29 protein-coding genes are annotated in these 26,599 nt (G+C 67.2%); 10 read left to right on the top strand and 19 right to left on the bottom strand.

All coding sequences use genetic code 11. The annotated features are described in order from the left end of the window. Window positions 1-5: 5 nt before the first annotated feature. A complete protein-coding gene (locus E2481_RS10405) occupies window positions 6-722 on the top strand; it encodes an endonuclease NucS domain-containing protein (protein WP_136717073.1) in 717 nt (238 codons plus the stop codon). 6 nt (window positions 723-728) lie between these two features. Here E2481_RS10405 and E2481_RS10400 read toward each other — a convergent pair whose 3' ends face one another. Together E2481_RS10400 and E2481_RS10395 are read right to left on the bottom strand one after the other, a co-directional pair. Then, window positions 729-2,252: a globin-coupled sensor protein gene (locus tag E2481_RS10400; RefSeq protein WP_136717072.1), complete on the bottom strand. Its 1,524-nt coding sequence runs from the start codon at window positions 2,250-2,252 to the stop codon at window positions 729-731. A 241-nt stretch (window positions 2,253-2,493) separates the two neighbouring features. Then, window positions 2,494-4,602: a bacterio-opsin activator domain-containing protein gene (locus E2481_RS10395; RefSeq protein ID WP_136717071.1), complete on the bottom strand. Its 2,109-nt coding sequence runs from the start codon at window positions 4,600-4,602 to the stop codon at window positions 2,494-2,496. Between the two features lie 122 nt (window positions 4,603-4,724). Here E2481_RS10395 and endA point away from each other — a divergent pair, with 122 nt between their 5' ends. Beyond that, on the top strand, window positions 4,725-5,747 hold the full coding sequence (gene endA, locus E2481_RS10390) for a tRNA-intron lyase (protein WP_136717070.1): 1,023 nt from the start codon (window positions 4,725-4,727) through the stop codon (window positions 5,745-5,747). A gap of 300 nt (window positions 5,748-6,047) precedes the next feature. Further along, window positions 6,048-7,643, top strand: a complete 1,596-nt coding sequence (locus E2481_RS10385; protein WP_370628399.1) for a tryptophan--tRNA ligase — start codon at window positions 6,048-6,050, stop codon at window positions 7,641-7,643. Window positions 7,644-7,661: 18 nt separating this feature from the next. Here E2481_RS10385 and E2481_RS10380 read toward each other — a convergent pair whose 3' ends face one another. Both E2481_RS10380 and E2481_RS10375 read right to left on the bottom strand, forming a co-directional pair. Beyond that, complete coding sequence (locus E2481_RS10380; RefSeq protein WP_136717069.1) at window positions 7,662-8,054, bottom strand: DUF7473 family protein; 393 nt, start codon at window positions 8,052-8,054, stop codon at window positions 7,662-7,664. 111 nt (window positions 8,055-8,165) lie between these two features. Continuing rightward, window positions 8,166-8,729 carry a TATA-box-binding protein gene (locus E2481_RS10375; RefSeq protein ID WP_136717068.1) on the bottom strand — a complete coding sequence of 188 codons (564 nt, stop codon included), beginning with the start codon at window positions 8,727-8,729 and terminating at the stop codon, window positions 8,166-8,168. Window positions 8,730-8,892: 163 nt separating this feature from the next. On the opposite strand from E2481_RS10375, the gene E2481_RS10370 reads away from it, so the two are divergent. The 3 genes from E2481_RS10370 (at window position 8,893) to E2481_RS10360 (ending at window position 12,535) form a co-directional block, all read left to right on the top strand. Next, window positions 8,893-9,894 (top strand): THUMP domain-containing protein, encoded by a 1,002-nt coding sequence (locus E2481_RS10370; RefSeq protein WP_136717067.1) that lies wholly within the window; start codon window positions 8,893-8,895, stop codon window positions 9,892-9,894. Between the two features lie 137 nt (window positions 9,895-10,031). Then, window positions 10,032-10,202 (top strand): ATPase domain-containing protein, encoded by a 171-nt coding sequence (locus E2481_RS10365; protein ID WP_136717066.1) that lies wholly within the window; start codon window positions 10,032-10,034, stop codon window positions 10,200-10,202. Further along, on the top strand, window positions 10,199-12,535 hold the full coding sequence (locus E2481_RS10360) for a PAS domain S-box protein (protein WP_136717065.1): 2,337 nt from the start codon (window positions 10,199-10,201) through the stop codon (window positions 12,533-12,535). Before E2481_RS10365 ends, E2481_RS10360 begins: the two co-directional genes overlap by 4 nt. Here E2481_RS10360 and E2481_RS10355 read toward each other — a convergent pair. Then, window positions 12,526-13,554, bottom strand: a complete 1,029-nt coding sequence (locus tag E2481_RS10355) for an AAA family ATPase (protein ID WP_136717064.1) — start codon at window positions 13,552-13,554, stop codon at window positions 12,526-12,528. The genes E2481_RS10360 and E2481_RS10355 overlap by 10 nt on opposite strands. Window positions 13,555-13,693: 139 nt before the next feature. Here E2481_RS10355 and E2481_RS10350 point away from each other — a divergent pair, with 139 nt between their 5' ends. Further along, entirely contained in the window at window positions 13,694-14,317 is a 624-nt protein-coding gene (locus E2481_RS10350) for a hypothetical protein (protein WP_136717063.1), read from the top strand. 94 nt (window positions 14,318-14,411) lie between these two features. Here the strand turns inward: E2481_RS10350 and E2481_RS10345 are convergent, their stop codons facing one another. From E2481_RS10345 to E2481_RS10325, 5 genes are all read right to left on the bottom strand, one after another. Then, on the bottom strand, window positions 14,412-15,065 hold the full coding sequence (locus E2481_RS10345) for a non-canonical purine NTP pyrophosphatase (protein WP_136717062.1): 654 nt from the start codon (window positions 15,063-15,065) through the stop codon (window positions 14,412-14,414). A 38-nt stretch (window positions 15,066-15,103) separates the two neighbouring features. Continuing rightward, on the bottom strand, window positions 15,104-15,379 hold the full coding sequence (locus tag E2481_RS10340) for a DUF5808 domain-containing protein (RefSeq protein WP_136717061.1): 276 nt from the start codon (window positions 15,377-15,379) through the stop codon (window positions 15,104-15,106). A gap of 45 nt (window positions 15,380-15,424) precedes the next feature. Beyond that, window positions 15,425-17,119 carry a bifunctional N(6)-L-threonylcarbamoyladenine synthase/serine/threonine protein kinase gene (locus tag E2481_RS10335; protein ID WP_136717060.1) on the bottom strand — a complete coding sequence of 565 codons (1,695 nt, stop codon included), beginning with the start codon at window positions 17,117-17,119 and terminating at the stop codon, window positions 15,425-15,427. A 93-nt stretch (window positions 17,120-17,212) separates the two neighbouring features. Beyond that, the gene (locus E2481_RS10330; protein WP_136717059.1) at window positions 17,213-17,347 is read right to left on the bottom strand and encodes a 30S ribosomal protein S27ae; all 135 of its coding nucleotides are present in this window, start codon (window positions 17,345-17,347) and stop codon (window positions 17,213-17,215) included. Then, complete coding sequence (locus tag E2481_RS10325) at window positions 17,348-17,659, bottom strand: 30S ribosomal protein S24e (RefSeq protein ID WP_136717058.1); 312 nt, start codon at window positions 17,657-17,659, stop codon at window positions 17,348-17,350. Window positions 17,660-17,839: 180 nt separating this feature from the next. Between E2481_RS10325 and E2481_RS10320 the strand changes: the two genes are divergently transcribed. Beyond that, the gene (locus E2481_RS10320; protein WP_136717057.1) at window positions 17,840-18,454 is read left to right on the top strand and encodes a hypothetical protein; all 615 of its coding nucleotides are present in this window, start codon (window positions 17,840-17,842) and stop codon (window positions 18,452-18,454) included. Here E2481_RS10320 and E2481_RS10315 read toward each other — a convergent pair. From E2481_RS10315 to E2481_RS10295, 5 genes are read right to left on the bottom strand one after another with little or no spacing between them, the layout of a single operon-like run. Continuing rightward, window positions 18,451-19,032, bottom strand: coding sequence for a GTP-dependent dephospho-CoA kinase family protein (locus tag E2481_RS10315; RefSeq protein ID WP_250137789.1), 582 nt, complete (start codon window positions 19,030-19,032; stop codon window positions 18,451-18,453). The genes E2481_RS10320 and E2481_RS10315 overlap by 4 nt on opposite strands. A 4-nt stretch (window positions 19,033-19,036) precedes the next feature. After that, entirely contained in the window at window positions 19,037-19,234 is a 198-nt protein-coding gene (spt4, locus tag E2481_RS10310; RefSeq protein ID WP_136717056.1) for a transcription elongation factor subunit Spt4, read from the bottom strand. A 2-nt stretch (window positions 19,235-19,236) separates the two neighbouring features. After that, window positions 19,237-19,806 (bottom strand): DNA-directed RNA polymerase, encoded by a 570-nt coding sequence (locus E2481_RS10305; protein ID WP_136717055.1) that lies wholly within the window; start codon window positions 19,804-19,806, stop codon window positions 19,237-19,239. A 1-nt stretch (window position 19,807) separates the two neighbouring features. Next, a complete protein-coding gene (locus E2481_RS10300) occupies window positions 19,808-20,188 on the bottom strand; it encodes a PIN domain-containing protein (protein ID WP_136717054.1) in 381 nt (126 codons plus the stop codon). Next, complete coding sequence (locus E2481_RS10295; protein WP_136717053.1) at window positions 20,185-21,417, bottom strand: translation initiation factor IF-2 subunit gamma; 1,233 nt, start codon at window positions 21,415-21,417, stop codon at window positions 20,185-20,187. Before E2481_RS10295 ends, E2481_RS10300 begins: the two co-directional genes overlap by 4 nt. Before the next feature lie 234 nt (window positions 21,418-21,651). Here E2481_RS10295 and E2481_RS10290 point away from each other — a divergent pair, with 234 nt between their 5' ends. Then, on the top strand, window positions 21,652-23,652 hold the full coding sequence (locus E2481_RS10290) for a methyl-accepting chemotaxis protein (protein ID WP_136717052.1): 2,001 nt from the start codon (window positions 21,652-21,654) through the stop codon (window positions 23,650-23,652). Between the two features lie 57 nt (window positions 23,653-23,709). Then, complete coding sequence (locus E2481_RS10285; RefSeq protein WP_136717051.1) at window positions 23,710-24,681, top strand: DUF5787 family protein; 972 nt, start codon at window positions 23,710-23,712, stop codon at window positions 24,679-24,681. A gap of 43 nt (window positions 24,682-24,724) precedes the next feature. Here the strand turns inward: E2481_RS10285 and E2481_RS10280 are convergent, their stop codons facing one another. From E2481_RS10280 to E2481_RS10265, 4 genes are all read right to left on the bottom strand, one after another. Beyond that, window positions 24,725-25,054: a type II toxin-antitoxin system PemK/MazF family toxin gene (locus E2481_RS10280; RefSeq protein ID WP_136717050.1), complete on the bottom strand. Its 330-nt coding sequence runs from the start codon at window positions 25,052-25,054 to the stop codon at window positions 24,725-24,727. A 2-nt stretch (window positions 25,055-25,056) separates the two neighbouring features. Beyond that, window positions 25,057-25,416: a MarR family transcriptional regulator gene (locus E2481_RS10275; protein ID WP_136717049.1), complete on the bottom strand. Its 360-nt coding sequence runs from the start codon at window positions 25,414-25,416 to the stop codon at window positions 25,057-25,059. A 54-nt stretch (window positions 25,417-25,470) separates the two neighbouring features. Further along, entirely contained in the window at window positions 25,471-25,683 is a 213-nt protein-coding gene (locus E2481_RS10270; RefSeq protein WP_136717048.1) for a hypothetical protein, read from the bottom strand. A 64-nt stretch (window positions 25,684-25,747) separates the two neighbouring features. After that, on the bottom strand, window positions 25,748-26,572 hold the full coding sequence (locus tag E2481_RS10265; protein WP_136717047.1) for an MBL fold metallo-hydrolase: 825 nt from the start codon (window positions 26,570-26,572) through the stop codon (window positions 25,748-25,750). Between the last annotated feature and the right edge of the window lie 27 nt (window positions 26,573-26,599).

Below are 26,599 nucleotides of genomic sequence, written 5' to 3'. Positions count from 1 at the left end.
GGGCTATGCACGATGGCACCCGCGTCCTGGCCGGCGAGTGTACGACCACGTTCGAGGGCTCACGGGACCAGGAACACCACGGCGAGGTCCTGATCGTCTGCAAACCCGACAACACCGTCCTGGTTCACGATTCCGACGGCTACCAGCCCGTCGCCTGGCTCACCCGAGCCGACTCGGTATCGCTCCGCGACGGGACCCTGACCGCGACCGACGGCGACCAGCGGCTCCGCGTCGAGACCCACGAGGAGTACGGGAGCGCCAGCTACCCGACCTCGCCCGCAGGAGTTCCGGTCGGCGACTGCCCAGGCTGTGATGGTCGACTGGTCCGAGCCGACGGTGCCGTGCGATGTCTGGGCTGTGACACCCGTCACGGGATTCCCCGCGACGCGACCGTGCTGGACGAGTCATGCGAGTGTGGGCACCCGCGGATGCGCGTGGCTCGGGGGCGGGCGTTCGAGGTCTGCATCGACCGCGACTGCGAGTCGCTGGACGAGGCAGTAAAAGCGGCCTACGACCGCGAGTGGAGCTGTCCGCACTGTGACGGCGACCTCAGAATCCTGCGGCGTGGGGGGCTACTCGCCGGCTGTGAGCACTATCCGGACTGTGACACCGGCTGGGGGATACCTGCTGGGACCGTCGTCGGCGAGTGTGACTGCGGGTTGCCGCGGTTCGAGACCGGGACCGGCGAGCGCTGTCTGGATTCGGGGTGTCAAACGGCGTGAACGGGGCTACCCGTCAGTGTCGGTCAGCCGATCGACGGACGCGCTGATCTCCGCGACTTTCGCCCGCTGTTGTTCGTTCGCCGCGGCGACCTCCGAGATGCCGTCGGCCACCTCGTGAACCCGTTCGACCGTCTCGTCGACCATGCTGGCGACCTCTTCGGTGCTGGCCGCCTGGTCGTCGGTCGCGTCGGCGACCTCGTCGACGCCGCGTGAGACGTCCTTGACGGCCTCGACGATGTCGACGAGTCGCTCCATGGCGGTCTCGACCTGCTCGATCCCGTCGTCGACCTGGGCCGTCGTCTCCTCTAGACTCTCGACCGTCTCGTCGGTGTCCGACTGGATGTTCGCGATCATGTCGTCGATCTGGTTCGCGTGTTCCTGGGACTCCTCGGCCAGGGCTTTCACCTCGTCGGCGACGACGGCGAAGCCCTCGCCCGCCTCGCCCGCCCGGGCGGCCTCGATCGAGGCGTTCAGCGCGAGGATGTTCGTCTGCTCGGCGATGTCGTTGATCACCTCGACGATCCCGTCGATCTCGTCGACGCGCTCCTGGAGGCGGTCGACGTCCTCGGCGACCGCGCCGGCGGAGTCGCTGACCGTTTCCATGGCGTCGATGGCCCCCTCGGCGGCGTCCTGGCCGTCCGCGGCCAGGTCCGCGGCCTCGTCGCTCGTCGCGTTGACCCGGTCGGCCGTCGAGGCGACCTCCTCGATGGTCGCGGAGAGGTTCGAGACCTCGTTGGCGATCTGCTCCATGTTGTCGGTCTGGGCGGTCGCGACCTCACTCATCTCCTCGCTCCGGTCGGCGACCGTGCTCGCGCTGTCCTGACACTCCTGGACGGCGGCCTCGACCTCCTCGCTCACGTCGTCGCGCCGCTCGATTTCGTCTTCCATCCGCTGGCTGTAGGAGTGGATGTAGGTGTCCATCGCCACCTGCTGGTCGAGCGTGAGCAACTTGAGCGTCGAGAGCGTCCGCTCGGCGACGGCGTCGACCGCCTCCTCCGGCGTCAGCCCGGACTGTCCGGCGCTCCCGCTGGCTGCCGTCGTCCCGCCGTCGGGAGCCAGCAGTTCGCTCTTGACGTCCTCGGCGATGGCCTCGACGAGCCCCTCGTAGTAGACGCTGTAGGCCCCGAGATAGATTTTCGGACCCAGGTCCAGCATGTCGTGGATCTTCCCGATCCGGGCGCGTCGCTCGAAGTACTGCGCGTCGTACTCGCCCGTCGGCAGATCGGTGAGGTAGTCCCGCTGGCTCTTTTTTAGCATCTCGACGGGCTTCGTGGACGCGTCGAGGAAACTGGTCGCTTCGGGATGGGACTGGATGTGACTGTAGAACTCCTCGACCAGGTCGTCGGCGACGGACTCGAACGTCGCGTCGAGTTCGCTCAGCCGCTGCCTGTCGTCCTCACTGAATCTGGTGAAGGACTTCCGCCACGCGATTTCGTCGGCGTCGATGCCGATCTCGTCACACAGCGTCGAGCCATTGACCTGCCGCCTGTCCTCGTCCGTGATCTTGAGATTCTCGTCTGCACTTGCCATAGTTTCACACTATCTGTGGTTTCCCGCGGATACGCGCTGGCTTCCGCCCGTCACGAGTGAACCCAGCCGGTGCCAGCGTCACACTGAACGCGGTGTGGTATCAGTCCGCGAACTTGTTCGGTCTGTGAATCAACGGTCGGTAAAGTATAGTGGCGTAGATGTACGAGGCGTTCTCCGGGGATGCGGATATTTCCGACCTGCGGGACTCGTGGGCCTGCCAACGAGCGCACCACCGCGGAACTCAGTCCGTCGCGTCCTCGAACAGTGCCTCGAACACCTCTCGCTGGGCGCGATTGAGGTGGTCGTGGAACGTCGACGAGGCGATGCCGAGACTCTCGGCGAGCTCCTCGCCCGTTTGGCCCTTCGGTGAGTCGAAGTACCCGCCCCGATAGGCCCGTTCGAGCGTCTCACGCTGGCGGTCGGTCAGGCGGTCGAACAGCTGCCCCACCCGCTGGTCGTCGACCGCGTCGCGGCCCGGTGTCGACCGCTTCGCGATCATGGTCGCCCCCGGGTATCGGTCGGTCACGATCGCGACCGCTCGCTGGCTCTCGATGACCGCGGGAACGCCGACCGTCACGCTGGCTGCTCGCTCGGTGGCCTGCATCCCTCTGAGCGAGAGCCCGTGGGCTGCGAGGACGGACCCGATGAACGGTTCGGTCAGCTGGAGTGAGAACGTCGCTCCCCGTGCGCCCTCGGAGAGTTGCTCCAGGTCGGTGACGGCCGACGAGTTGGCCACCCGCTCACGGAACCGCTCGGCAGCGCCTGGCGCATCTTCGACCGTGACCCGCACGCGGTTCTCGCCGGCTGGGTCCGGGACGACGCCGTCGAACCGCAGCGTGCAGTCGGCGTCCCTGGCGAACCGATAGAGGAAACAGTCCAGGTCCGACAGCTCGAAGTCGAGTTCCGTGTCGTGACCCGCCAGCAGCGCCTCCTGTCGCCGGTGAGCGTTGAGGCAGGCAGCGACGATCCCGCCGCTCTCTGTCAACCGGTCCCGCTCGAACTCGCCCGCCACTGACTGGTCGGAACTGTACAGCCCGAGGACGCCGTACCCGACGCCGCGATATTCCAGCGGAACGCCGACCACGGACCGGAACCCTCGCTGTGTCGCGCTGCGCTGCCAGGGCTCTGACCGCGCCGACTGCACCACGTCCGGGACCGACTGGACGGTCCGGGTCTGGGCGGCCAGGAGCGTCGGTTCGGTCGGGTCGTCGTCCGTCGATAGCGAGACGTCGCTCAGATACCCACGCGCGTCACCGGCCACGGCCCGCGGTTCGGGGCCACCTCGCTGGTGGTCCCATCCCCCGATCCACGCGAACTCGAAGGGGCCGTGTTCCACGAACGTCTCACAGACTGCCCGTTCGAGCGCCGGTGCGCTCGGCTCGGTGTACGTGGCGTTCACGACGCGACGGAACAGGTCCGCCCAGCGTTTGACCTGCTCGTACCGGTCGGCCATCGCGGAGAGCTCCGCCTCGCGGCTTCGCAACTCGCTTTCGCGCTCTGCCCGGTCGAGCGCCGCCGCCGTGGTCGCGGCCAGCGTCTCGACCAGTTCGCACCGATCGTGCGCTCGCTCGTCAGTCGGGACCTGGGCGACCAGCACGCCGTGTTCGCCCAGCGGAACGACGAGCGTGTCTCCCCTGCCATCGGCGTCGGCCAGCCCCTCTCGCTCACTGGCGGCGTCGATTCGCTCCGGGGTACCGTCGACGAAGGTCGTCCACACCGGATCGTCGCCAGGTTCGACGGTCGCCCGCTCGCGCTCTGCTTCGTCGCTACAGTCCACGGCAACCGGCTCCAGCACACCCTCGTCCTCGTCCAGCAGGTAGACGCAGAGTTCGGACACGTCGAGGATGTTCCGACCGATCTCGACGGCGAGGCTGGCGATCTTGTCGCTGGTCTCGGCACGCGGGAACGCCTGCGTGATCTCGTGGAGACCGTCCAGTGCGTTCTCGTAGCGCTCGCGCTCGGTAACGTCCCTGACGACCGCCAGGTCCGCGGGCCGCCCCTCGTACTCGATTCGAGTGCCGGAGGTCTCGACCACGCGTCCCTCGTCGGTGGTGAACCGGTACTGCTTCGGCGGGTCCTCACCGGCGAGTCGACGCTCGTACCGGTCGGCGACGGTGGCTCGCTCGGCCTCGTCGACGAGGGAGAGGTACGGCTGCCCGCGGAGTTCGGCCGCCGTCGTCTCGAACAGTTCGGCGAACCGCTCGTTACAGTAGACGAACTCCTCGTCCTGGATGATCGCGATCCCCTCGTGGGCGTTCTCGACGAGTTTCCGATAGGGGACCGTCGTCCCGTCCCCGCTCTGAGACGTCCCCGCCCCCTCCTCGTCGTCGCCGACGCCGGACTTTTCCACGAATCGAACTGTTCACCTCGCTCGTATACTTTCTTCGCCTGTTCCAGAGACCTGAGAAACCGTCGGTCGCGTCGTCGGGGTCGACCAGAGAGGCTTTGCGGCAGGCTCCCCGAGTCGGCGGCATGAACGCGACGCTCTCGGACGGCATCGTCCGCGCGGGTCGACAGGCTCGCGAGCAGTTCTACGACGCTCGCGGCTACGGCCGACCGGACGGCGAGGAGATCCGTCTCGCTCCGATCGAGGCCGCCCACCTCCTCTTCCGGGGCGACCTGACGGCAGTCGACGGCATGGGGTTCCGCGAGTTCCTGGCCTCGGCGACCTGTCCGGACCTGCACTTCCTGGTGTACAAGGACCTCCGTGACCGCGGGTTCTACCTCTCGCCGGCCCGGGCAGACTGGGTCGACGACCCGGACGGGGCGGACCTCGTGGTGTACCCTCGGGGCAAGGGCCCGTGGGACGACGAGGTGGCCTACCGGGTTCGAGTCGTCAGTGAGCGCGCGACGGTGCCAGCCGCGGACCTCGGCGACGTGGTGCTTGCGGTCGTCGACGAGGAGAGCGAGATCACGTACCTCGAAACCGATCGGCCCGAAGTCACGGGGTCGACGGACTACCAGCCGCCCCAGGGCGTACCGGGGGACCTGCTGGACGACCGCGTGCTGGTCTGGGACCCGCCCGCGGCCCTGTTCCAGCACGGGTTCTACGGCCAGCCGCTGTCGGGCGACGGCGAAGAGGGCTCGATCGAGACGCTCCAGCTCTCGCTGGTCGAGGCCGCCTATCTCGTCCGTCGAGGGGTACTCGACGTCGAGGGCGGCGAGGACGCGGTCCGTTCCTGCGGTCGGGAAGTCGAGGGCGACCGGTTCGACCGCCGGCTCCGGGTGTACGCGGCGCTCCGGGAGCGCGGCGTCGTGCCCAAGACCGGCTACAAGTTCGGGGCGGACTTCCGCACCTACGCCGACGTGGAGTCGGTCGCGAACCTGAGCCACTCGGAGTTGCTGGTGCGGGTCCTGCCCGCGGATCACGCGTTCGCGCCGCGGGACCTGGCGCTGGACGTGCGCCTGGCGGGTGGCGTCCGGAAACGGATGGTGTTCGCGCTGGTCGGCGACGAGGGCATCCACTGGCTCGACGCGGGACGGCTGACCCCGTAGCTTCGAGTGGAAACGATTAAAGACCTGCTGGCGGTTACTCTCACCCAAGATGTCCGCTTCCGCGACGTGGCCGTGGCGCTGGCACTGGACGCCGGAAGCGGACAGTCTCGCGACCCGGGCCGCGCGGTGACCGCGGGCGCGGTGCGCGTTGCTCTCCGCTTTTTCGACCGACGCCTCGCACGACGGACACAGCGACTCACCATACTACAGATGACACGCGAACACGACACCGATTCGGAGCCCGAATCGACTGCCGACGAGCAGGCACCGCCCGCGGACGACGCGGCAACCGAAACACCGCTGCCCGACGGCGGGGCGGCAGGTGCCGACGACGTCGCCCTGGACCCGTGGGGGTCCTCGACGGTTTCGGATTACCGCAAGCTGTTCGAGCAGTTCGGCATCGAGCAGTTCGATCAGGTCATAGACGAGGTCCCGAATCCCCACTACCTGATGCGCCGCGGGGTCATCTTCGGCCACCGGGACTACCGACCAATCGCCGACGCGATGCGCAACGACGAGCCGTGGGCGGTCCTCTCGGGGTTCATGCCCACCGGCGACCCCCACATCGGCCACAAGATGGTCTTCGACGAGATCATCTGGCACCAGCAACAGGGCGGGGACGCCTACGGCCTCATCGCCGACCTCGAAGCCCACAGCGCCCGCGGCCTCACGTGGGACGAGATCGACGAACACGCCCGCGACTACGTCCTTTCCCTGCTGGCCCTGGGATTCGACCCCGAGGAGGGCGACCTCTACCGCCAGTCGACGAATCGGGAGGTCCAGGACCTGGCCTTCGAGCTGGGCATCGAGGCGAACTTCTCGGAGTTCCAGGCCATCTACGGCTTCGACGGCGAGACCGACATCTCGCACATGCAGAGCGTCACGACCCAGATGGCGGACATCCTCTACCCCCAACTGGACGAACCGAAACCCACCGTCATCCCGGTCGGCCCCGACCAGGACCCCCACATGCGCTTCGCCCGGGACCTTGCCGAGCGGATGCGTTTCTTCAAGGTCACCGAAGCGTTCGCGAGTTTCGAATCAGACCCTGACGTCTACGATGTTGTGGGTAGTGCATACGAGACCCTTCGTGAGGAAGCCGATAACAGGGACATCGAGACGATTCGGTGTGGCTGGGCAGCCCAATATCTCGAAGGCGGCATTGATGCTGTCTCTTGGGAAATCGACGAGATGCCCGAGAAAAAAGTAGAAGAGTCGACATCCGGAACCACTCCAGAGCAGGAAGCTAAGAATCAATTGCGCGAAGCTGGCAAGGAGCCACTCCGTCCCCGGACGCGCTTCTTCGCCCGGCAGGCGACCGACGAGGCGTTCGACGCGCTCGTCGAGGCCGTCGACGGCGAGAAACGCCGCTACGAGAGCCACGTCGACGCTTTCGAGATGGACCGAGTGGAGGCCGAAGAACTCGCCCGCGAGATCGAGGCCGACCACGGCGGCTACGGCTTTATCCCGCCGTCGTCGATCTACCACCGCTTCATGACCGGGCTGACCGGCGGGAAGATGTCCTCGTCGATCCCGGCGAGTCACATCAGCCTGCTCGACGACCCCGAGGAAGGGTACGACAAGGTCAGGTCCGCGACGACGGGCGGGCGCGAAACGGCCGAGGAACAGCGCGAGAAGGGCGGCAAGGCCGACGAGTGTCCCGTCTACGAGCTGTACGCCTACCTCCTGTCGGGCGACGACGACGAGTTCGCCAAGGAAGTGTACGACGAGTGCGTCGGCGGCGAGCGGCTCTGTGGCGGCTGCAAGGAACAGGCTGCCGAACTCATGGAGTCGTTCCTGGAAGACCACCAGGAGAAACGCGAGGAGTGGGCCGAGAAAATGGAGGACCTGGACTTCGAGTTCGACGTCGCCGACGGGCGGGCCGGCGGCGACTGAGTTCGGTGCGGGCGAGGGTTACACGAACCCGAAGATGCCGTTGAGGGCAATTCCCATCACGACGGCGAACGTGAAGTGGAGGATCGTCAGCGGAAGAGCCGACGACCAGCGGAGCCGGTAGACGTAGCTGATCGCGATGGCGTCGGCGACGAAGGTCGCAAGGATCGTGATGGCGACGCCGATGCCGGGCGAGACGACGCCGCTCTCGACCCCATAGCGCTGGAGCAACAGCGAGACGACGGTCGGTGCCGGCGAGACGTACGCCGCGCGCTGACTGGGGACCTCGCCGATGAAGAACATCGCCGCGAGGTGAAGCGTGAACGCGTAAAAGGCGGCGACGACGAAGAAGGTCACGACGACGGCCACCAACCCGCCGCCAGTCACGTCGGCCTGCAACGGGAACGGGAGCATACCGGCGGTTCGACCCGGGACGGTATGTAGCCTGTGCTATGAGTACGAGACTCCGCGCGGCGCCAGACAGCACGCTCGCGGGCCCTCTGGTCCGGAAAAACGCGTTCGCCGTTACCCGTCGAGCAGACCCAGCTCTTCGAGGCGCGAGACGATCTTGTCGACGGCCTCCTTCGCGTCCTCGGGCTGTTTGCCGCCCGTGATGACGAGCTTGCCGGAGCCGAAGAGCAGCGCGACGACGTCCGGCTCGTCCAGCCGGTAGACCAGTCCGGGGAACTGCTCGGGCTCGTATTCGATGTTCTCCAGTCCGAGGCCGATGGCGATGGCGTTGAGGTTGAGGTTCCGACCGAGGTCCGCCGACGTGACGATGTTCTGGACGACGATCTCGGGGTCCTCGTCGACCTGGATGTTCAGGTCGCGAAGCTTGTCGAAGACGATCCGCAGACTCTCGTGGACGTCGTCCGTACTCTTGGCGCCGGTACAGACGATCTTACCCGACCGGAAGATGAGTGCCGCAGACTTGGGTTCCTGGGTCCGATAGACCAGCCCCGGGAACTGCTCGGGATCGTAGTCCGCCCCCTCGAGGTCCATGGCCACGCTCTGGAGATCGAGTTCCTGACCGATACCCGTCGAGGCGACGACGTTCTCAATATTGATTGTTTCCTTGGGGTCAACCATGTCTCGACTTAAAACACGTATTTAAGGCTTATAAAGGTTGATACCTCTCGATGATATGTTTGATTACGTATGTTGGTTTCGGCGGCGTCGCTCCGCTTTATGATGGGGGTCGTTCGGGCGGTCGACCGGGAGGGTTATGTCGGTCAAGCGGCCAACTGCGGGCGTGTACCTGCTGGAACTCGGCGGCGAGGACGACGCCTTCGCGGCGCGGGAGGCGGCGAGCGCCGCGACCGACGTGTCCGTCGTCGCCCCCGGCCTGGCGACCGCACGCGGCGTGACCGAGCGCGTCCGCGGACTGGCCTACACCCACCGGGCCAGCGAGCTCCTGGGCCGCACGGACCCGGACGTGGCCAGCGCCCGGGCGTTGCTCGACGCGGCGACCATCGAGCGGTCGGGGTCGGTGGCCGTGCGCGCACGCGACGTTCGCGGATCGACCGATATCGACACCCAGACCGCCGAGCGCGAACTCGGCCAGGTGCTCGTCGACCGCGGGTTCACCGTCGACCTGGAGGCCCCCGACCACGTGTTGCAGGCGGCCTTTGCCAGCGATCTGTGCGCGCTCGGCTGGCTCGCCGTCGAGAGCGTCCGGGACTTCGGCACCCGCCAGCCCACCGACCGGCCCTTCTTCCAGCCCGGAAGCATGGACCCGCTGCTGGCGCGCGCGCTCGCGAACGTGGCCGGCGCACGGCCCGGCCGACTGATCGTCGACCCGATGTGTGGCACCGGCGGCGTCCTCGCCGAGGCCGGCCTGGTCGGGGCCGACGTACTGGGCCTCGACGCCCAGACCAAGATGGCCCGCGGTGCCGCCCGGAACCTCTCGCATCTCCTCGACGGCTCGACGCCCGACGGGCTCCCCGAGCCGGGCCGGTACCACACCGCACAGGGGGACGCGACGGCACTCCCCCTGCCGGCCGACGGGGCCGATGCGGTCGTCTTCGACGCCCCGTACGGTCGGCAGTCGAAGATCGCCAACCGCGACCTGGACTCGCTCGTCGCCGGCGCGCTCGCCGAGGCCCGCCGCGTGGCACCGCGGGCAGTCGTCGTCGCCGACCGATCCTGGGCCGACGCGGCCAGCGACGCCGGGTGGACGGTGACCGACCGGTTCGAGCGCCGCGTCCACCGCTCGCTGACCAGATACGTCCTCGTTCTGGAACGAACCGGGTGATCCGCGGCCGTTTCCGTCCCGAATGCGCGCAGTTTCCCGACGCAAGTAGACGTTCGTCCCGCTTCCCGCCACCGAATATCACGGCCTGAAATCGCGGGGGAAGATACATACTCTCCGACCCTCTCCGTTTAAGTAAGATGGCTGATCGTTCTCTGGACCGCGTGTCGTCGGGTGTTGACGGTCTCGACGAGATCATTCGCGGTGGGTTCATCGAGGGCCGGAACGATCCGGTTCACGGCCCGCCGGGGACTGGTAAAACGGTTCTGGGGTTTCACTTTCTGACGGACGGCAGCGACGAACGCCGATGAACGGCCCAGACGACGGAGCGCTGCCGGGAGACACCTCACCCGCCACACGGGTACGACTGCTCGTCGACGACGACCGCAACCGGGAGCTGTTGGCCGACTGGCTGTCCGAGAGCTACGAGGTCGGGGTCGGCACCGGTGACGACCCGTTCGACATGTGTATCGTCGACCCGGCGTCGTTCGTCCGCCACCGCGAGTGGCTGGTCGACCACAAAGAGCGGACCCATCCGGTGTTCGTCCCGGTCGTCCTCGTCAGCCGCGAGCCGCCGAGCGAGCGACTCGATCCGGCGGACTGGACGGACATCGACGGCCTGTACGTCATCGACGAGATCGTGTCGGTCCCGGTCGAGAAATCCGTCCTCTACCGGCGACTGGAGAACCTGCTCGAACGGCGACGTCTCTCCCAGCGACTCGCCGGTCGGCTCGAACAGTCACAGGAGCGGTTCCGGACGCTGTTCGACGCGACGCCCGACCCCGTGCTCGTCCTCTCGGCGGCCCACGAGATCCAGTACGTCAACGACGCGTTCTGCGAGCGGTTCGAGACCGATCGGGACCCGGTCCTCGAGACGAGACTGGAATCGCTCACGTCGTTTTCCTCGTCGACGGCCGAGACGATCGGCGATCAGGTCGACCGACAGCTGGACGGCCAGGCAGTCGAGACGACGGAGATATCCTACGAGACGCCGGACGGGAGCCGTCGCTACGCCGAGATCAAGATCAGCACCCTCGAAGCGCCGGCCAGCGACGACGCCGTCGTCATCATGCGCGACGTCACCGACCGGCGCTGGTTCGAGAACACCCTCCAGTCGCTCCACGCGGCGTCCCGGGCGCTTTTCGACGCCACGGGCGAAACCGAGGTGAGCCAGCGGATCGTCGAGACGGCCACGGACCGCTTGGGCCTCTCCGGCGTCGCCGTCTACCTCCAGTCCGAGCCCGACGGCCCCCTCGAACCGGTCGCACAGTCCCTCGACGAGACTGCCGTGGGAACGCCGTTGCCGACGGTTCCCGCCGACGACAGCAACAGCATCGGTCAGGCGTTCGAGAGCGGCGGCGCCGTCCACTTCGACGACATCCGGACGTCGCCGGGATTCGAGGAGACCGAACTGCGAGCGGGCGTCTCCGTCCCGGTCGGTGACCACGGCGTGATCGTCGTCGGCTCGACTGCAGTCGGTCCCTTCGACGACCGGACCGGGACGCTCGTCACACTGCTGGCCGACAGCGCCCGGACGGCACTCGACCGCATCGAGCGCGAACGCGAGCTTTCAGAGAGCGAACAGCGGTTCCGGCAGATCGCCGACAGCGTCCACGAGATCATCTGGATGGCGGACGCGACGGGCGAGGAACTCCTGTATCTCAGTCCGGGGTTCGAGGAGGTGACCGGTCGGACCAAAGCGGAGTTCGGCGACGAGCTGTGGGCGTACGTCGACACCGCCCACCCCGATGACCGCACCGAACTGCGTGCCTGGCTATCGACTGTCTTCGACCACGAGGACTGCGACGACAGCTACCACATCGAGTACCGCATCCGGCGACCCGACGGCGAGGTTCGCTGGGTCGAGGCCGACGCCTACCCGGTCCGTGAACCCGACGGCACGGTCCAGAAAGTCGTCGGTCTCATCGACGACATCACGGACCTCAAGCGCCGCGAGCAGGAACTCGAAGCGAAGAACGAACGGCTCGACCAGTTCGCGAGCCTCGTCTCCCACGACCTGCGCAATCCCCTCCAGGTCGCCCTCTCCCGGATCGAAGCCGCCCGCGAGACCGGCGATCTCGACGAACACCTCGGGGCGGCCGAGGGAAGTCTCCACCGTATGAACCGCCTCATCGAGGACGTGCTCGCGTTCGCAAAGCAGGGTCAGACCACCCCAAACCTCGAACTGATCTCGCTCGATGCGGTCGCGCGGCGAGCCTGGGACAGCGTCGACCACGAGACGGCGACCCTCCGGGTCGACGCAGACGAGATCATCAAGGCAGATCACGACCGCCTTCTGCAGATCTTCGAGAACCTCTACCGCAACAGCGTCGAACACGGCGGCCCCGAGGTCACCGTCCGCGTCGGCCTCCTCGACGGCGGTGGCGGCTTCTACGTCGAAGACGACGGGCCCGGGATTCCGGAGAGCGAACGCGACCACGTCTTCGAGATGGGCTACTCGAACGAAAGCGACGGCACCGGCTTCGGGCTCGCGATGGTCGAAGAAATCGCCACCGCACACGGCTGGGCCGTGACCGTCACCGAGGCCGGCGGCGTCCCCGCGAGCGACGCGAGCGGGGAGTCGGCGGACGAGCGGCGCGAGTCCGGCGGCGCGCGCTTCGAGTTCACCGAGGTCTACTCCTGACTCGCGGGGATTTCGCCGCCAGCGAGGTTCGACAACAGGTGGCTCACGTGGATCCGGTCGCTCGTCCCCTCCTTGATGTCCATGTCGATCTCGCCGGCGAGTCGGTGGAGCCGAGCCATCCGGTCGGCGTCGTACCGCGACCCGGCGATCCGGAGCACGTCCGCCAGCACCTCCTCGCCGCTGAACCCCTCCTCGACGAGCAGGTCGTCGAGCGTCTTCCGCGCGTCCGTGAACTCGCCGGCCTCGGCGTCGTCTAACATCTCCTCGATGCGGTCGTCGACGCCGACCTCGCCAAGCGCCTCGTAAGCCGCCTCCATCGTGACCGCACCCTCCTGCTCGAAGGTGGTCTGGGCACCGAGCAGCGCCTTCCGGAGGTCGCCGTCGGCGTAGCCGGCGACGTACTCCAGTCCGTCGTCGTCGTGGTCGGCGTCCTCGGCCTCGACGACGTCGCGGAGCACCGCGACGGTCTCCTCGTGTGTCGGCGCGCGCATCGGGACCGGGAAACACCGCGAGCGGATCGGCGGGATGAGCGCGGAGGGTTGACGCGTCGCGATGACGAACTGCGTCGTCTCGTAATACTGCTCCATCACGCGACGGAGCGCCTGCTGGAAGTCCTCGCGAATGCCCTCCGCGTTGTCCAGCAGCACCGTCTTGTACTCCCCCGACACCGGCGCGTAACTGGCCGACTCCTTCAGGACGTGGTTGATGAGATCGGCTTTCGAGGACTCACGCTTGCGTTTCGGCGTGATGAAGGACTCGAAGCGAGGGTCCTCGCTCAGTTCCTTCTTCGTCATCCCAAAGAAGTCGGAGACGTTGATCTCGACGAAGTCGTTGTCCGGGTCCGCGTGGGTCTCCCGGGCGAGCGCCCGGACGGCGGCGGTCTTCCCGCTGCCTTTCGGCCCGTGGACGACCAGGTTCATCGGCTCCTCGACGGCCCCCCACAGCGACTCGCGAACCTCCGACTGCGGGAGGTCGTCGATGTCCGGCGCGTGTTCGGTCGTCCAGAGGGGGCTCTCCATCACCCGCCGCTATGCCGTGGGAGCCTAAGAATCGGTCGGTCGCAGCTCCCCGAACGAAACGTCCGTCCCGCGACGCCTCCCGACAGAGCTGGTTGGTACCGTTCCACATAATTATGTGTACCAACAGCGAACGTATCGTATGGCTCCTTGGCTCAACCCGAGCGACAGTCACCGACAGAAGTGGGCCGGAACCGAGCCGGACGCCACACGGCCAGCGCCCGAGATGCAACACACAGTCTACGAGCGGGCCGTGGACACGTCGGTGCCCTACAGTCGTCGTGAGTCGATCATGCTCAAAGGCGAGGGCGTCACCGAACAGTTCGATTCGACGGAGTTCGTCCGCGCCAAGGTTCGCTACGACATCGCCGTCGACTCCGAGCGCCGGACGAAGATCGTCTCCAGTGGCCACCTCTGGGGCGAGAAACCGACCCACCAGCGCTACCGGGCGCAGTACCGACGCGAAGGGCCACCGACCGAGACCGTTCCGTTCGCGTCCTACGACTCCTGGATGCGGTACCAGACCGGAACGGTCGAGCGCAAAGCCGACGGCGATCTCGGTTTCGACGCCGACACGAAACCCCAAGAGCGGACCCGAACGCTCGACTGGGACGAGATGTACCCCTCCGACCGTCTCCGGATCATCGAAGCGGAACTCGTCCGCAACCCGGGACTGGCACGGTATCGCCTCCGAGAACAGGACATCTGGGCGGAAGCCCGCGAAATCCTTCGGTACAACCCCGACGCGTTCGACATCGGCCCGTGACTACCGGTCGCTTACTCCGTTCGCTCCTGGAACCACGCCCAGACGGTCCTGCTCACTTCGTTGCGCGGGCTGCGACTGGTCTGGTACCAACCGCTCACTGCGTTCGCGCTTGGTACCACTCCCCGAACTTCGCCAACGCCCGTCCCCGATGGGACACCGCGTTCTTCTCCTCGGCGTCCATTTCGGCGAAGGTCGTCCCGTCGTGTTCGAAAATCGGGTCGTAGCCGAACCCGCCCTCGCCCCGCGGCGCGACGATCTCGCCGGGGACGTACCCCTCGAAGAGTTTGACGGGGATATCGCCCGCCGCGACCTGATCGTCCGTGGTCGCAGTCGCGCGCTCGTCGGCGCCCTGGTCCGGCCCGCGCCGTTCGGTATCGACCGGTTCGGGTGACGCGGCGAAGCCCTCGCCGTCGCAGTAGGCGATGACGCTCCGGAACGACGCCGACCGGTCGTCCTCCATCTCCGCGAGGTGCCAGACGCGCTCGATACCGAGCGTGTCCTCGACGTACGCCGAGTACGGCCCCGGGAACCCCGCCAGCGCGTCGACGAAGAGTCCAGAATCCTCGACGATGACCGGTTCGTCGACGTGTTCGTAGGCCTCGCGGGCGCTGTGGGCGGCGACGGTCGCGATGTCGTCGGCCTGGATCTCGGTGGTGTCGAAATCGAGCTGTCGGACCTCGGCCTCGGCGCCGAGGTACTCGCGGGCCTCACGGAGTTTCCCCTCGTTCGTGGTGACGAACCTGAGCATACCCGCCGTCGGTGTGGCGGGACAAAAGAGGCGTCGCTTCAGTCGACGATGACTTCGACGGGGTCGTCCTCGTCGGTCTCGATGCCACCCTCGTCGTCGCCGCCGCGCTGCTGCCAGAAGAGCGCGCCCGCGACGCCCAGGACGATCCAGGACCGCCAGTTGGCGAGGTTCAGCGTGTAGCCGATGCCGAAGGGCTTCTCGACGAGCATCCCCTCGCCCGGCCGCCAGTACGAGGAGAGCAGGCGCTTGATCGACGGTCGCTCGAAGTTGTACGGCACACCGAAGATCTCTCCGGATTGCGGTTTGTCAGCCATGCTCGCTGATACGTCGGCGCGCACTAAAGTCGTTTGCCCATCCGCTCACTGGTACCGGCCGCGACCCTCGATCTCGCGCAGGTGGTCGACGACCGCCTCGTCGCCGACCGACGCGTAGGCGTCCTCGGCCGCCGACAACAGCCGCTCGGGATCGTCGGCCGTGCCCGCCAGCGACTGAGCGAGCACGTGCACGTCCATCGCGTAGTCCTCCACGTCATCGGTGTAGTAGCCCAGTCCGAAGTCGATGAGGTACGTGCGGGTGTCGCCCGTGTCTTCCTCGACGCCGGCGACGCGGACGTTCCGCGTCGTCGGGTCCCCGTGGACGAAGCCGGCCTCGTGGATCGTCGCGAGGTGCCGACCCACGTCCCGGACCCGCGACTCGGTCAGGGCCGCTCGCAGGTCGACCTCGCCGACCCGTTCGAAGACGAGCGTCGCCTCGGCGGGGTCGACGTCGTAGATCACTGGCGTCGGCACGCCGTGGCGGCGCGCGTCGCTCGTCAGCCGTGCCTCCTCGCGCGTGCGTTCGAGACGAAGCCGCTCGTCGAGTTGGGGATGCCTGTAGGAACGGGGCACGCGTCGCTTGACGACCCGATCCGTTTCGATCGTGACCGTCGCTTCGGCCCCCGTGACCTCGGTCTCGTCGGTGGTCGGTCGTGAGACCGGCTCCCGTCCGCGCCAGCTCACTGGCACCTCGTCGGGCCGGAAGTTCGAGTCGATGCGCGACTCCTCGATGGCCAGCGTGTCGCCGGCCTCGTACATCGTCGCGCCCAGCACGGCGATCATACCCGCGTTGTCCCGCAAAAAGCGGTTCTCCGGGGCGAAGAAGTCCGCGCCGCGCTGGGCACACATCTCCCCGAGCATCTCGCGTAACCGTTCGTTCTGGCCGACGCCGCCGCCCAGGACGAGTTCGTCGCTGCCGGTCAGCGACAGGGCGCGCTCGGCGACCTCCGTCAGCATGGCGAAGACGTTCTCCTGGAGGCCGAAACAGACGTCTTCGACGGCTTCGCCACCGTCGAACGTCCCGTCCGACGAGCCCCCACTCGCTTCGCTCGCGGGAGCCCCGTCCACGGCCTGCTTCGCGGCACTCATGATGCCGGAAAACGAGAAGTCCATCCCCTTGACGACGTAGGGTAGGTCGACGTACTCGCCGTCCTGTGCTGCCTGCTCGACCTTCGGCCCGCCGGGGTGGGACCAGCCCAGATGGCGCGTGAACTTGTCGATGGCGTTGCCGACGCCGGTATCCATCGTCTCGCCCAGGACCCGATAGCGCCCGTTGCGATACCCCAGGACGTGGGCGTTGGCACCGCTTGCGTTCAGACAGACCGGCGACTCGAAGCCCGACTGGTGGCGGCCGATTTCGAGGTGGGCCACCATGTGGTTGACGCCCACGAGGGGCACGTCCAGTCGCTGGGCCACCGCGCGCGCGGCGGTCCCGACGATGCGCAGACACGGTCCGAGGCCGGGGCCGCGGGAGAACGCCACCGCGTCGACCGGCGGGTCGCCGGCTTCGTGGGTCGGGTCCTCGGCCGCGAGGTCCCGGGCGTGGGCCAGCGCCGTCTCGACGACCTCGGGGACGTGTTCGCCCATGTGTTCGGCGGCCTCGCGCGGGTGGATGCCGCCGCTCTCGGGCTGGTAGGCGTTCGTCTCGATGAACACGTCGTCGGTGGCGGCGTCGTAGACGGCCGCGCTGGCCGCCCAGGCGGTCCCCTCGATGCCGAGCACGCGGGTGTCGCGACTCACGGATCGCTCGCGGGGTGCACACGATGAGCGGGTTCCGGTCCGCTCACCGGTCGGTCGGCCGGGAGACGGCGTCGCGCCGCTCGCCCCATCGCCCTATTTCCACTCGGTGTAGCTGCATCGACCGCAGTGGAGACGGTCACCGTGGTCGGCGAGGAACGAGTCGCCACAGCGCGGGCACTGCTCTTTCTCGGTGGTGCCGTCGTCGTCGTAGAGTTCGTGTCGGGGCATCTATGCTTCCTCTGCTTCTTCCTCGGCCTCGTCGGCCGCGATCTTGTTGCGTTCGAGCATGTGGTCCTGCTCGACGTCCTGAGCGTACTCGGGCGAGTCGTAGACCTTCGCGTAGCCGACCGTTTTGCGCATCCCGTATTTCGTGTCGAGTTCGTGGACGACGACTTCGGCGGAGTCCTTGTTCAGTTTCGCCGCGAGGCTGTCACGAACGGAGAGTCGGGACGGCGTCGCGTCCTCGTGGACCATCTCGAATCGAACGTCGGTCCGGTGCAACATCGGGTTCTCGTCTTCCTCGATGATATCGATATCCATGGTTCGTTGGTCCTACGTCTCCGCGAAGCGAGTAAAAGGATTTCGAAGGGACCGCTCGACGACGACACTCGCGAGGGAATCGACTCCGACCGACGCCACCGTCTCGCACCCACGCCACCACCAGACAGCAGTTCCGATGGGATAACAGATACATAGCATGCGTGAGAACGTAGGCTATCGATGGGCACGAGCACGCACGGCTGGGTCGAATATCGCCACGTCGACACGTCCGGCGAGGGGTCCGAGGGCGACGGCTGGCGCGCGCTCGTCAATCTCCAGGAGTTGCTGGGCGGTCGCGCCCCTTTCGACGGCTGTCTGTTCGGCGACGACGAGACCGGGGCGTTCGAGCCGATCGCCCCCGACCGCGGCGTTCCCTCCCCGATGAGCCGCGTCGCCCGACTCGACTACGAGGACGCGCCCGGCGACGGCTCGTGGATCTCGCTGGCCGAACTCGAACGGATCGACTGGGACGCGACCGCCGATCTGACGGCGATCGCGTCACAGGCGGACTGGGACAGGGCCGTACGACGAACCGAGAAGTTCGACCGGCAGGGCCGACTCCTCGACAGGGACGTCGACACCTGGTCGGTGCTCCCCCGCGACACGGTGTTTACGCTCGCGACCGAGGGGACCGTCGAGCACGACGGCCACGTCTACCGGGCCGTGCCCAAGCGACTGCGCGAACTGGCCGCCTACGACTGGGCGACGCTGTGGTCGTGGCTCACGAAACTACGCGACCGGTGGGCACTCGACCCCGAAAACGTCCGCCTCGTCGCCTGGACCGTCGACGGCTAACCCGCGACGTCGAGGATCGCCCACAGCCGCTCGGTGTCGCCGTCCATCCGACCGAGCAGGTCCCGCATCCGGTCGACGGCCTCGCCCTCGCAGGTGACCAGCACCATCCCCTCGTCGGGTTGGCCGTAGACGACGCTCGCGCCCGTCGGCGCGGCGACGACGGCCGGTAGCGCCGCCAGGTCCTCCTCGCCGTCGACGACGATTACCGTCGAACGACCCTCGGCCGCGTCGGTTATCGCGTCCCGAAGCGCGGTCAGCAGGTCGGCCGACAGCGTTCCGGGCGGGTTCGAGACGCGACGCTCCCGGTCGAAGGCGCCGCCGTCGATCTCGGCCCGGATGTGGTCCTCGACGGCCGACCGCTTGGTCTTCCCGTCGACCAGCGCCACGTCCGGCATCCGCTCGGCCGTCATCAGGTGATAGGTGACGATGTCGCCGACGGCGATCAGCGGCCGTTCCGCCTCGGCCAGCATGGCGTCGGTATCGGTATAAATCGGCCCGACCGGCTCCTTGAGCTCCGAACGGAGTTCCGCCTGGAGTTCGACGACGACCGCCGCGTCGTCGAGGGTGTCGTCGGTCACGGCCTCAGCGGACTTTCAGGGCGTACTTGCCCGGTTCGTCGACCTGCATCTCCGCGGCGATCTCGCTCTGGTCCGGGTGGCTGATGATGACGTAGCCGGCCCAGTCCTCGGTGAGCGAGGTCGAGCCACACGAGACACACGACTCCTGTTCGCCCGACTGCTGGACGCGGTGACACTCCCGGCAGACGAGTCTATCGGCCATGGTTACTCACCCGCGGTCGCCTCCCGCTCTTTGCGCTCCTCGTCGAGCCAGCCGTGCTTGCCCAGCCCGACCTGTTTGGCCGTCAGGCCGATCTTGCTGTCCCGAGGGTTGCGCTCGTCGATGCTCTTGGTGACGATCCGCGCCCGCACCGCGTCGCCGACGCCGAGCGTCCGGTTCGAGTCCCGGGAAGCGAGTTGCTGGTTCTCCTCGTCGTACGCGAGGTACTCGTCGGAGATCTGGCTGACGTGCAGCAGGCCGTCGACCGGCCCGATACCCACGAAGGCACCGAAGTTGACGACCTCGACGATCTCCCCGTCGACGACCTCCTGCATCTGCGGATCGAAGGTCAGGGCGTCGAATTCCGCCTCGTAGTAGACGCCCGGCTGGTTCGGCAGTACCGCACCCTCTCCGATGTCGTGGACCTCGATGACCGAGACGACGCTCCCCACGTCCTCGTCCATGCGTCCCTCCAGTTTGTCCTGGAGCAGGCGCTTGACGAGGCCCGGCGTTACGTCCGCGAGGTGCTTGGGCGGCACCTCGACCGTGTCGCGAAGTCGAACCCGTTTGTACATGTTATGGTTGAGTGATGGCGAGTTTGTGCTGGCCCCTTAAACCAATTACTGGAACGTCTCGTTCGAGGAGACGGTCCCGCAAAGGGTGGTCTCTGGTGACGACGTAGTCGCACTCGCCCTCGCAGGCGAGTTCGACCAGGGCGTCGTCGGCGTACGATTCCTCGTGGTCGACGATCGCACAGCGCTCGGTCGCCAGGTCGTGTCCGACGCTGGCGGCGGTCCCCTCCTTGCCGTTGCCGTCGGCGAGTTTCGCCAGCTCGTCGACGACGGCCCGGGGGACTGTCAGTTCCTGCGTATCGACCAGGCGATCGAGTTCCTCGAACACCCGCACGCCGCATTCGACCGGCATCATCAGCGCGCTGGTGTCGAGACAGACCCTCATTCCCGGAGCGTACCGACGCCGATGAGCCGCCAGCGCGCGCCGACCCGGCGGTTGATGGCGATCTTGGCCCCGTCCTCGGCGCAGACCGGCCGCTTCAGCGCGACCTCGCACTCGCCGGAGCGCGCGCTCGTGACCGACCCGACCGTCGTGGCCGTGCCGACCGTCAGCATCAGCGGTTCGCCGGTGGAGATCTCCTCGACCTCCTCCTCGACGTCACCGACGATGCGTTCGAGCAGTTCCACGTCCATCGTGAACTCCTCGTGAACCGCCGGCAGGGACCCGGGCGGGCCGGCGACCTGCCCCGCGAGCGCGTCGCCCTTCGTCAGCGACGGATCCAGTCCCGTCCCGACGCCGAGCAATCCACCGGGCGAGGCCTCCTCGACGTTCTCGCCGCCGGCCTGGATCGACCGGACGGTCGTCTCGACGGAGCGCCACTCGGTCTGGCCGCCCTCCTCGACCTCGCGGCCGGGGCGGAGTTCGATGTCGTCGTCCTCGTGGAGCCGTCCCCGGGTGAGACTGCCACCGAGGACGCCGCCCATCAGCGAGTCCCACGTGGTGCCGGGGCGGTTGATGTCGAAGCTCCGGGCGACGTGCATCCGAGCGTCCTGCTCGGGGTCCCGGTCGGGCGTCGGGATCTCCTCTTCGATGGCGTTGATGAGCACGTCCATGTTGACGCCCTGCTGGGCGGACACGGGGACGATGGGTGCGCCTTCGGCCACAGTACCGGACACGAACTCCTGGATCTGCTCGTAGTTGTCGGCGGCCTGGTCGCGGTCGACCAGGTCGATCTTGTTCTGGGCGATGACGATGTTGTCGATGCCGATGATGTCGAGCGCCATCAGGTGCTCTTCGGTCTGTGCCTGCGGGACGGGTTCGCTGGCACTGACGACCAGTACCGCGCCGTCCATCAGCGAGGCACCCGAAAGCATCGTCGCCATCAGCGTCTCGTGGCCGGGTGCGTCGACGAACGACACAGTCCGGAGCGGTTCGCTCGGGGAGCCGTCCGGACACTCCTCCTCGACGGTGTACCGGGCTGGCTCCTCCATATCGGGGCACTCTCGGAACGTCGCGTCGGCGTAGCCGAGGCGGATCGAGATCCCGCGTTTCATCTCCTCGGAGTGCTGGTCGGTCCACTCCCCTGAGAGGGCCTGCACCAGCGTCGTCTTGCCGTGGTCGACGTGGCCCACGAGTCCGATGTTCACCTCCGGTTGTCGGTGTTCGTCAGTCATTTCGGAAGTAATCTTATCGTCCTTTCGCCGCCTGCGGGTGATAAAGTTGCTGTTTGCACCTGGTGACGCCGCGCCCCCGACCGCCACTGCCGCCAGCCGAACACGTCGACGCACGCCAACCACAGCGTGTCGCTCGCCGGTGCCGTCGTCGACGGGGGCAAATTCCGGTAGATATACGTAGGATACTCGCCGAGTTCATACCCAGATTGTCAGGCTGGTTACTATATTTCAACGATGACATACCTTGAGGAAATCCGGTCGGCACTCGACCGTCGGTGGCGAGGCAGGGACCGGATACGGCCGACGGAGTCCGAGGAGCGTAGCGATCACGACACAGTCGTTCGTGGACCGCCGACCCCGGACGGCGGTCGCGTGACACCACCAGCAGGCGGGGACGAGTCACTGGACGAGGTCGGCCTCCGGGCGGAAATCGACGAGGAGCAACTGCTGTCGTCGCTGGGTCTCGACCCGGCCGAGATCGACTGGCGAAAGGAGTTCGTCGGCTTCGACGACGCGGACGTCGACCGGCTGGCGGACATGACGCCGTTGCTCGAGGACATTGCGGACGACGTCGCCACGTACTTCTACGACCACCTCGGTCAGTACGACCAGACCCAGTCAGTGCTCGACCGGTCGGATCGGTCGGTCGAGGAACTCGAATGGACGCAGCGTCGATACATGCTGAGCCTGGGCGACCACCCGTACGCGCCCAACGGTGATCCCGGCTACGGACACGAGTACTTCCGCCAGCGCGCAGTCATCGGGAAGTTACACGAGCGCCTGGACATGCCGCCCAAGCAGTACATCGGCATGTACAACCACTATCACGGGCTGATCGTCGACGAACTGTTCGACCGGCTCGCGGACGAGGTGGCCGAGGCCGACGACGCCACCGCGGCCGTCGAGGAAACCCGTGGGCAACTCCAGTCGTTCCTCCGGATCACGAACCTCGATCTGCAGGTCGCGATGGACGCGTACCTCCAGTCGGGCGAGCAGATCTGGGTCGACGCCCTGGAGGAGCTGCTCCAGCCAGTCATCGTCCTCGACCGTGAGGGGGAGATCCTCCTGTACAACGAGGCGATGGAGGAGTTGACGGGACTCACCGAGGCGGAAGCCCGCGAGCTGTCGCTGTGGGAGGTGTACCGGACTGACGAGACCCACGACACGAAGACGACGATGCTGGAACTCGTCCTGGAAAGCGAGGAGCCGATCCGCGAACGGGAACTCGAACTCCTGACCCACGACGACGAACGGCGCGACGTCGTCCTCTCGAGCGTCCCGCTGTACGACGACCACGGTGCGCTCGTAGGCGGGACGACGATCATCCAGGACATCACAGACATCCGCCGACAGGAAGCGGAACTCGAACGCAGGCGGGAGACCGCAGCACAGATCGAAACGGCCATCGCAGAACTTCGCCAGGCGACCCAGGCCGTCGCCGAGGGGAGCGAGGAGATCTCCGACCTCGCCGAGACGCAACGCGACGACGTCCAGCAGGTGGCCGACGAGGTGTCGAACATGAGCGCCTCCATCGAGGAGGTCGCTGCCAGTGCCGACGAGGTTCGCACGACCAGCCGTGATGCCGCCTCGCTGGCCGACGACGGCCGTGCGGCCGCCGGGGAGGCCCGCGACCTGATGGAGCAACTCGACGACGACCGCCAGGGGATGCTCACCAAGGTCGAGGACCTCCAGGATGCCGTCGCGGAGATCGGCGACATCGTGGACATCATCGACGACATCGCCGAGCAGACGAACATCCTCGCGCTGAACGCCTCCATCGAGGCCGCCCGCGCGGGCGAGGCCGGCGAGGGGTTCGCCGTCGTCGCCGAGGAGGTCAAGCAACTCGCCGAGGAGTCCCAGACCCAGGCCGCCGAAATCGAAGCCCTCGTCGAAAGCGTCCAGGCCGACACCGCGGACACGGCCGAGAGTCTGGCGGACACCGGCCAGCGCATCGGCGAGGGCGTCGACCGCGTCGAAGCCATCCTGGAGAAACTCGACGACGTCGTCGCCGCTGCCCAGAAGACGGCCGAGGGCATCGAGGAGGTCGCCGACGCCACGGACGACCAGGCGTCCAGCACCGAGGAGGTCGCCGCCATGATCGACCAGACGGCCACCCAGGCACGCAACGTCGCCGACGAAATCGAGGCCATCACCGACGCCGCCCAGTCGCAGTTCGACCAGGCCAAGACCATCGAAGAGGGGATGCAGGACCTCACCGACGCCCGCGACGAGTAACGCCGGACACCAGACCCGAGCGCGAGGCTTTTGCGCCGGCCGCCCCTGCCCCTACGCGTGCAGGAGTTCGCTTTCGAACTCGCGCTGGCGGCCCGCCTCGAACGGTCCCGTGAGGCCGTCCTGAGCCGCCAGCTCGGCACGTCGGTCCGCGGCCGGCGCATCATGGACCTCCTCGTCGTCGAACCCGGCCCGACCTTCGCCGACCGCGCCGCCGTCACGCCCGAGCGGATTCCCGCGCCCGCCATCGAGAGCGACGTGGGCACCGGCCGCGCGTGCTACTGGAAGGACGCCTTCGACATCCACCCCGACCGCGCCGAGTCCGTCGTCGAGCGGGCGGTCGAACTCGGTTTTTTCGAGCGCGAGCGCCGCGGCGGCCGGACCTACGTCCGCCAGACGGCGCGATACCCCGACGACTGGTTCGGGCGACTCGTCGGCATCGAGAACAAGCCGGACCTGTCTCGCCCGGGGGACCTGCAGACCCAGCTCAGAAAGGACGTGAGCCTCGGCCTGCTCGACGCGGTCGTCCTCGCGACGGCGTCGTACGTCACTGGCGCGCACCTGAACCGCATCCCCGAGGAGATCGGCGTCTGGCGGTTCGACCCCGAGAGCGGCGAGCGGGAGGTGATCCGCGAGCCGGAGCCGCTGACCCCCGACGACCCCGGCGTCGACATCGTCGAGCGCGGAACCGCGCGGACGGACGTCGAAGTCATCACCGCCGCCGAGAAGGCACGCTACAGACGGCGGGTGGCCGAGCGCGCCTACGGGAAGGGCTGGCGCACTTACGAGATGCCCGCGTGCGCCGAAGCCGAGGCCGGCGAGCGGTTTGGGACGGACGGGCTCCCGTTCTGCGCCTGGAAGGGTCGGCTGGTCGACCCCGCGAGCGAGTGCGGGGAAGCGTGTGCGGGCTTCGACCCGGCGGACCCGCCCGAGGTCGACCTGCCGGCCGAGCGAGCGCGGCGACAACCGTGGGAAGCCGACCCCGAGGGGCGACAGCGCCGACAGTCGGGACTGGATCGGTTTCTCGACTAGCGGGACGATCGATATGAGACTGGTACCGGAACGCCACGATGGGTCACAGTACCGCAGTGATGGCACGGATACGGTCGGCGACGGTTTCCATCGTCGCCTCGCCGACCTGCGCAACACGTTTGGTGATCTCCTGATCCGGGAAGACGTGTAACGACCAGGGACTCACGTAGCTCGGATACGTCTTGAGTTCGCCCTCGGCCAGTGACTCGCGCGTGAGCGACACCGCCTCGTCGCGTTCCGTGGACGTGATGACCGCAACCGTGTATCGATCGCCGAAGAACGGTCGATTCGCGTTGGAAACCACCAGATACGGCCGAATCCCGCTTTTGAACGTCGTCGGTGCAAGGACGACACTTCCCTGAGCATACGCCACCGTTACGCGTTTTCGCCGAGATCAGGGGCGTCTTCGACCCACCCGTCGTCTTCGCCGTACGCGTCGTCCCCGTATTCGGCTTCGACGTGTCGCAGGCTCACCGCGTTCCCGAGCCGCGACGCCGCGACGTCGTCGGCGATCGCCCAGTAGGAATCGAGGTTCCGAACCAACCCTTTCTCCTCGAGTCGTGCGAGCGTCTTGTGGACGCTCGAATGGCGCACGTCAGTGAGGTCCGCCAGCTCTTTCGGCGTGAACCCCATGTCCGGATGATCGAGCAGGACCGACAGCAGTTCGTGGGCGTTCGTCCCGGGCGTGACCGGCGGCGTCTCATCGCCGTCGGGGGAGTCGAGTCTGATCGGCATTGTCTGTCCGTGTTTGTCAGCGTACGTCAGGAAATGTCATAAGCGTTCGCGTCGCTATCGCGGGTCCAGTTCGGGCACGTACCGGTCGAGCGCGATCAGTCCCCAGTAAAGGACGGTGAACACACCGGCGAACGCGGCGGTCGGGACCGGTTCGACCGGTCGCCCGAACAGCGCCGTCGGCACGGCGTACCCGACGACACCCACCACGGCGAGGAGTGCCGTCGCGAGCACTGGGTGTTCCGCCGGCAGGTCGTCGGCGTCGGTCATCGCCACTACTGGGGACGCGAGCGACAAATCCGCTGTGGTCGTTCGGGAAGCATCGGCTGGCGACTCAGAGCTCGTAGCGCTCCCCGTCGACGGCCAGCGGTTCCTCGAAGGCCTCGTCGACGGGCACGTAATGTGAGACGTGGACCACCCGCGTTTCGGCGGCATCCAGTTCCATACCGAGCGACTGGGCACCCTCGATAGTCATGTGTTTCGTCCCGAAAGTCCGGGGAACGCCCGCGTCATCCTCGTGTTTTCCGCCGAGCGGGTGGTGTTCGGAGAGGTGGGCGGGGACGATGCCGTCGGCCAGCAACAGGTCGGCGTCCCGGAGTCGGTCCCTGGCGGCGTCGGAGATACCGTAGTTCGTATCGCCGGTCAGCGAGAGCTTCGCGCCTGTCTCGGGGTCCTCGATGACCACCCCGTAACAGACCAGGGGCGGGTGCTCGACGGGCAGCAGCGTCACCTCGAACCCGCAGGTCTCGAACGGTTCGAGTGGGGTCTGTGCGTGAACCGTGACGGCGTCGAGGTAGTCGAAGCGGCGCTCGACCGTCTCGGCGACGCTCTCGCCCGTCTCGGGGTCGGTCTCGTCGGCGGCAAACACCGGCAGCGAGCCGAGCAGGCGGTAGGTGTTGCCCAGGCCGTCGAGGTGGTCGAAGTGGATGTGGGTGATGATCGCAGCGTCGGGGAGGTCGACGTCGCGTTCGAGGAACTGATAGCGGAAGTCGGGGCTGGCGTCGACGAGCAGGGACTCGCCGGTGCGCTCGTTGCGGACGTGCACGGAGTAGCGGGTCCGTTCGACGTCGTGCTCGCGGGCGTACTCGCAGGTGTCACAGGTACAGCCCGGCGTCGGCGTCCCGGTCGTGTCGCCGGTCCCCAGCAGCGTGACCTCCATCAGGTATCGGATACGACCGAGCGGAGA

Source organism: Halorientalis salina, assembly GCF_005049285.1.
GTDB classification, from domain to species: Archaea; Halobacteriota; Halobacteria; order Halobacteriales; family Haloarculaceae; genus Halorientalis; species Halorientalis salina.
The sequence above is the reverse complement of the archived record's forward strand: the minus strand, read 5'-3'. Positions and strand labels throughout refer to the sequence as shown.

Excerpts from the sequence above, each read along its gene's own strand:
- E2481_RS10405 (WP_136717073.1), top strand. The coding sequence starts at position 6 with ATGCACGATGGCACCCGCGTCCTGGCCGGCGAGTGTACGACCACGTTC.
- E2481_RS10400 (WP_136717072.1), bottom strand. The coding sequence starts at position 2,252 with ATGGCAAGTGCAGACGAGAATCTCAAGATCACGGACGAGGACAGGCGG.
- endA (WP_136717070.1), top strand. The coding sequence starts at position 4,725 with ATGAACGCGACGCTCTCGGACGGCATCGTCCGCGCGGGTCGACAGGCT.
- E2481_RS10380 (WP_136717069.1), bottom strand. The coding sequence starts at position 8,054 with ATGCTCCCGTTCCCGTTGCAGGCCGACGTGACTGGCGGCGGGTTGGTG.
- E2481_RS10375 (WP_136717068.1), bottom strand. The coding sequence starts at position 8,729 with ATGGTTGACCCCAAGGAAACAATCAATATTGAGAACGTCGTCGCCTCG.
- E2481_RS10365 (WP_136717066.1), top strand. The coding sequence starts at position 10,032 with ATGGCTGATCGTTCTCTGGACCGCGTGTCGTCGGGTGTTGACGGTCTC.
- E2481_RS10360 (WP_136717065.1), top strand. The coding sequence starts at position 10,199 with ATGAACGGCCCAGACGACGGAGCGCTGCCGGGAGACACCTCACCCGCC.
- E2481_RS10355 (WP_136717064.1), bottom strand. The coding sequence starts at position 13,554 with ATGGAGAGCCCCCTCTGGACGACCGAACACGCGCCGGACATCGACGAC.
- E2481_RS10350 (WP_136717063.1), top strand. The coding sequence starts at position 13,694 with ATGGCTCCTTGGCTCAACCCGAGCGACAGTCACCGACAGAAGTGGGCC.
- E2481_RS10345 (WP_136717062.1), bottom strand. The coding sequence starts at position 15,065 with ATGCTCAGGTTCGTCACCACGAACGAGGGGAAACTCCGTGAGGCCCGC.
- E2481_RS10340 (WP_136717061.1), bottom strand. The coding sequence starts at position 15,379 with ATGGCTGACAAACCGCAATCCGGAGAGATCTTCGGTGTGCCGTACAAC.
- E2481_RS10330 (WP_136717059.1), bottom strand. The coding sequence starts at position 17,347 with ATGCCCCGACACGAACTCTACGACGACGACGGCACCACCGAGAAAGAG.
- E2481_RS10325 (WP_136717058.1), bottom strand. The coding sequence starts at position 17,659 with ATGGATATCGATATCATCGAGGAAGACGAGAACCCGATGTTGCACCGG.
- E2481_RS10320 (WP_136717057.1), top strand. The coding sequence starts at position 17,840 with ATGGGCACGAGCACGCACGGCTGGGTCGAATATCGCCACGTCGACACG.
- spt4 (WP_136717056.1), bottom strand. The coding sequence starts at position 19,234 with ATGGCCGATAGACTCGTCTGCCGGGAGTGTCACCGCGTCCAGCAGTCG.
- E2481_RS10305 (WP_136717055.1), bottom strand. The coding sequence starts at position 19,806 with ATGTACAAACGGGTTCGACTTCGCGACACGGTCGAGGTGCCGCCCAAG.
- E2481_RS10300 (WP_136717054.1), bottom strand. The coding sequence starts at position 20,188 with ATGAGGGTCTGTCTCGACACCAGCGCGCTGATGATGCCGGTCGAATGC.
- E2481_RS10295 (WP_136717053.1), bottom strand. The coding sequence starts at position 21,417 with ATGACTGACGAACACCGACAACCGGAGGTGAACATCGGACTCGTGGGC.
- E2481_RS10290 (WP_136717052.1), top strand. The coding sequence starts at position 21,652 with ATGACATACCTTGAGGAAATCCGGTCGGCACTCGACCGTCGGTGGCGA.
- E2481_RS10275 (WP_136717049.1), bottom strand. The coding sequence starts at position 25,416 with ATGCCGATCAGACTCGACTCCCCCGACGGCGATGAGACGCCGCCGGTC.
- E2481_RS10270 (WP_136717048.1), bottom strand. The coding sequence starts at position 25,683 with ATGACCGACGCCGACGACCTGCCGGCGGAACACCCAGTGCTCGCGACG.
- E2481_RS10265 (WP_136717047.1), bottom strand. The coding sequence starts at position 26,572 with ATGGAGGTCACGCTGCTGGGGACCGGCGACACGACCGGGACGCCGACG.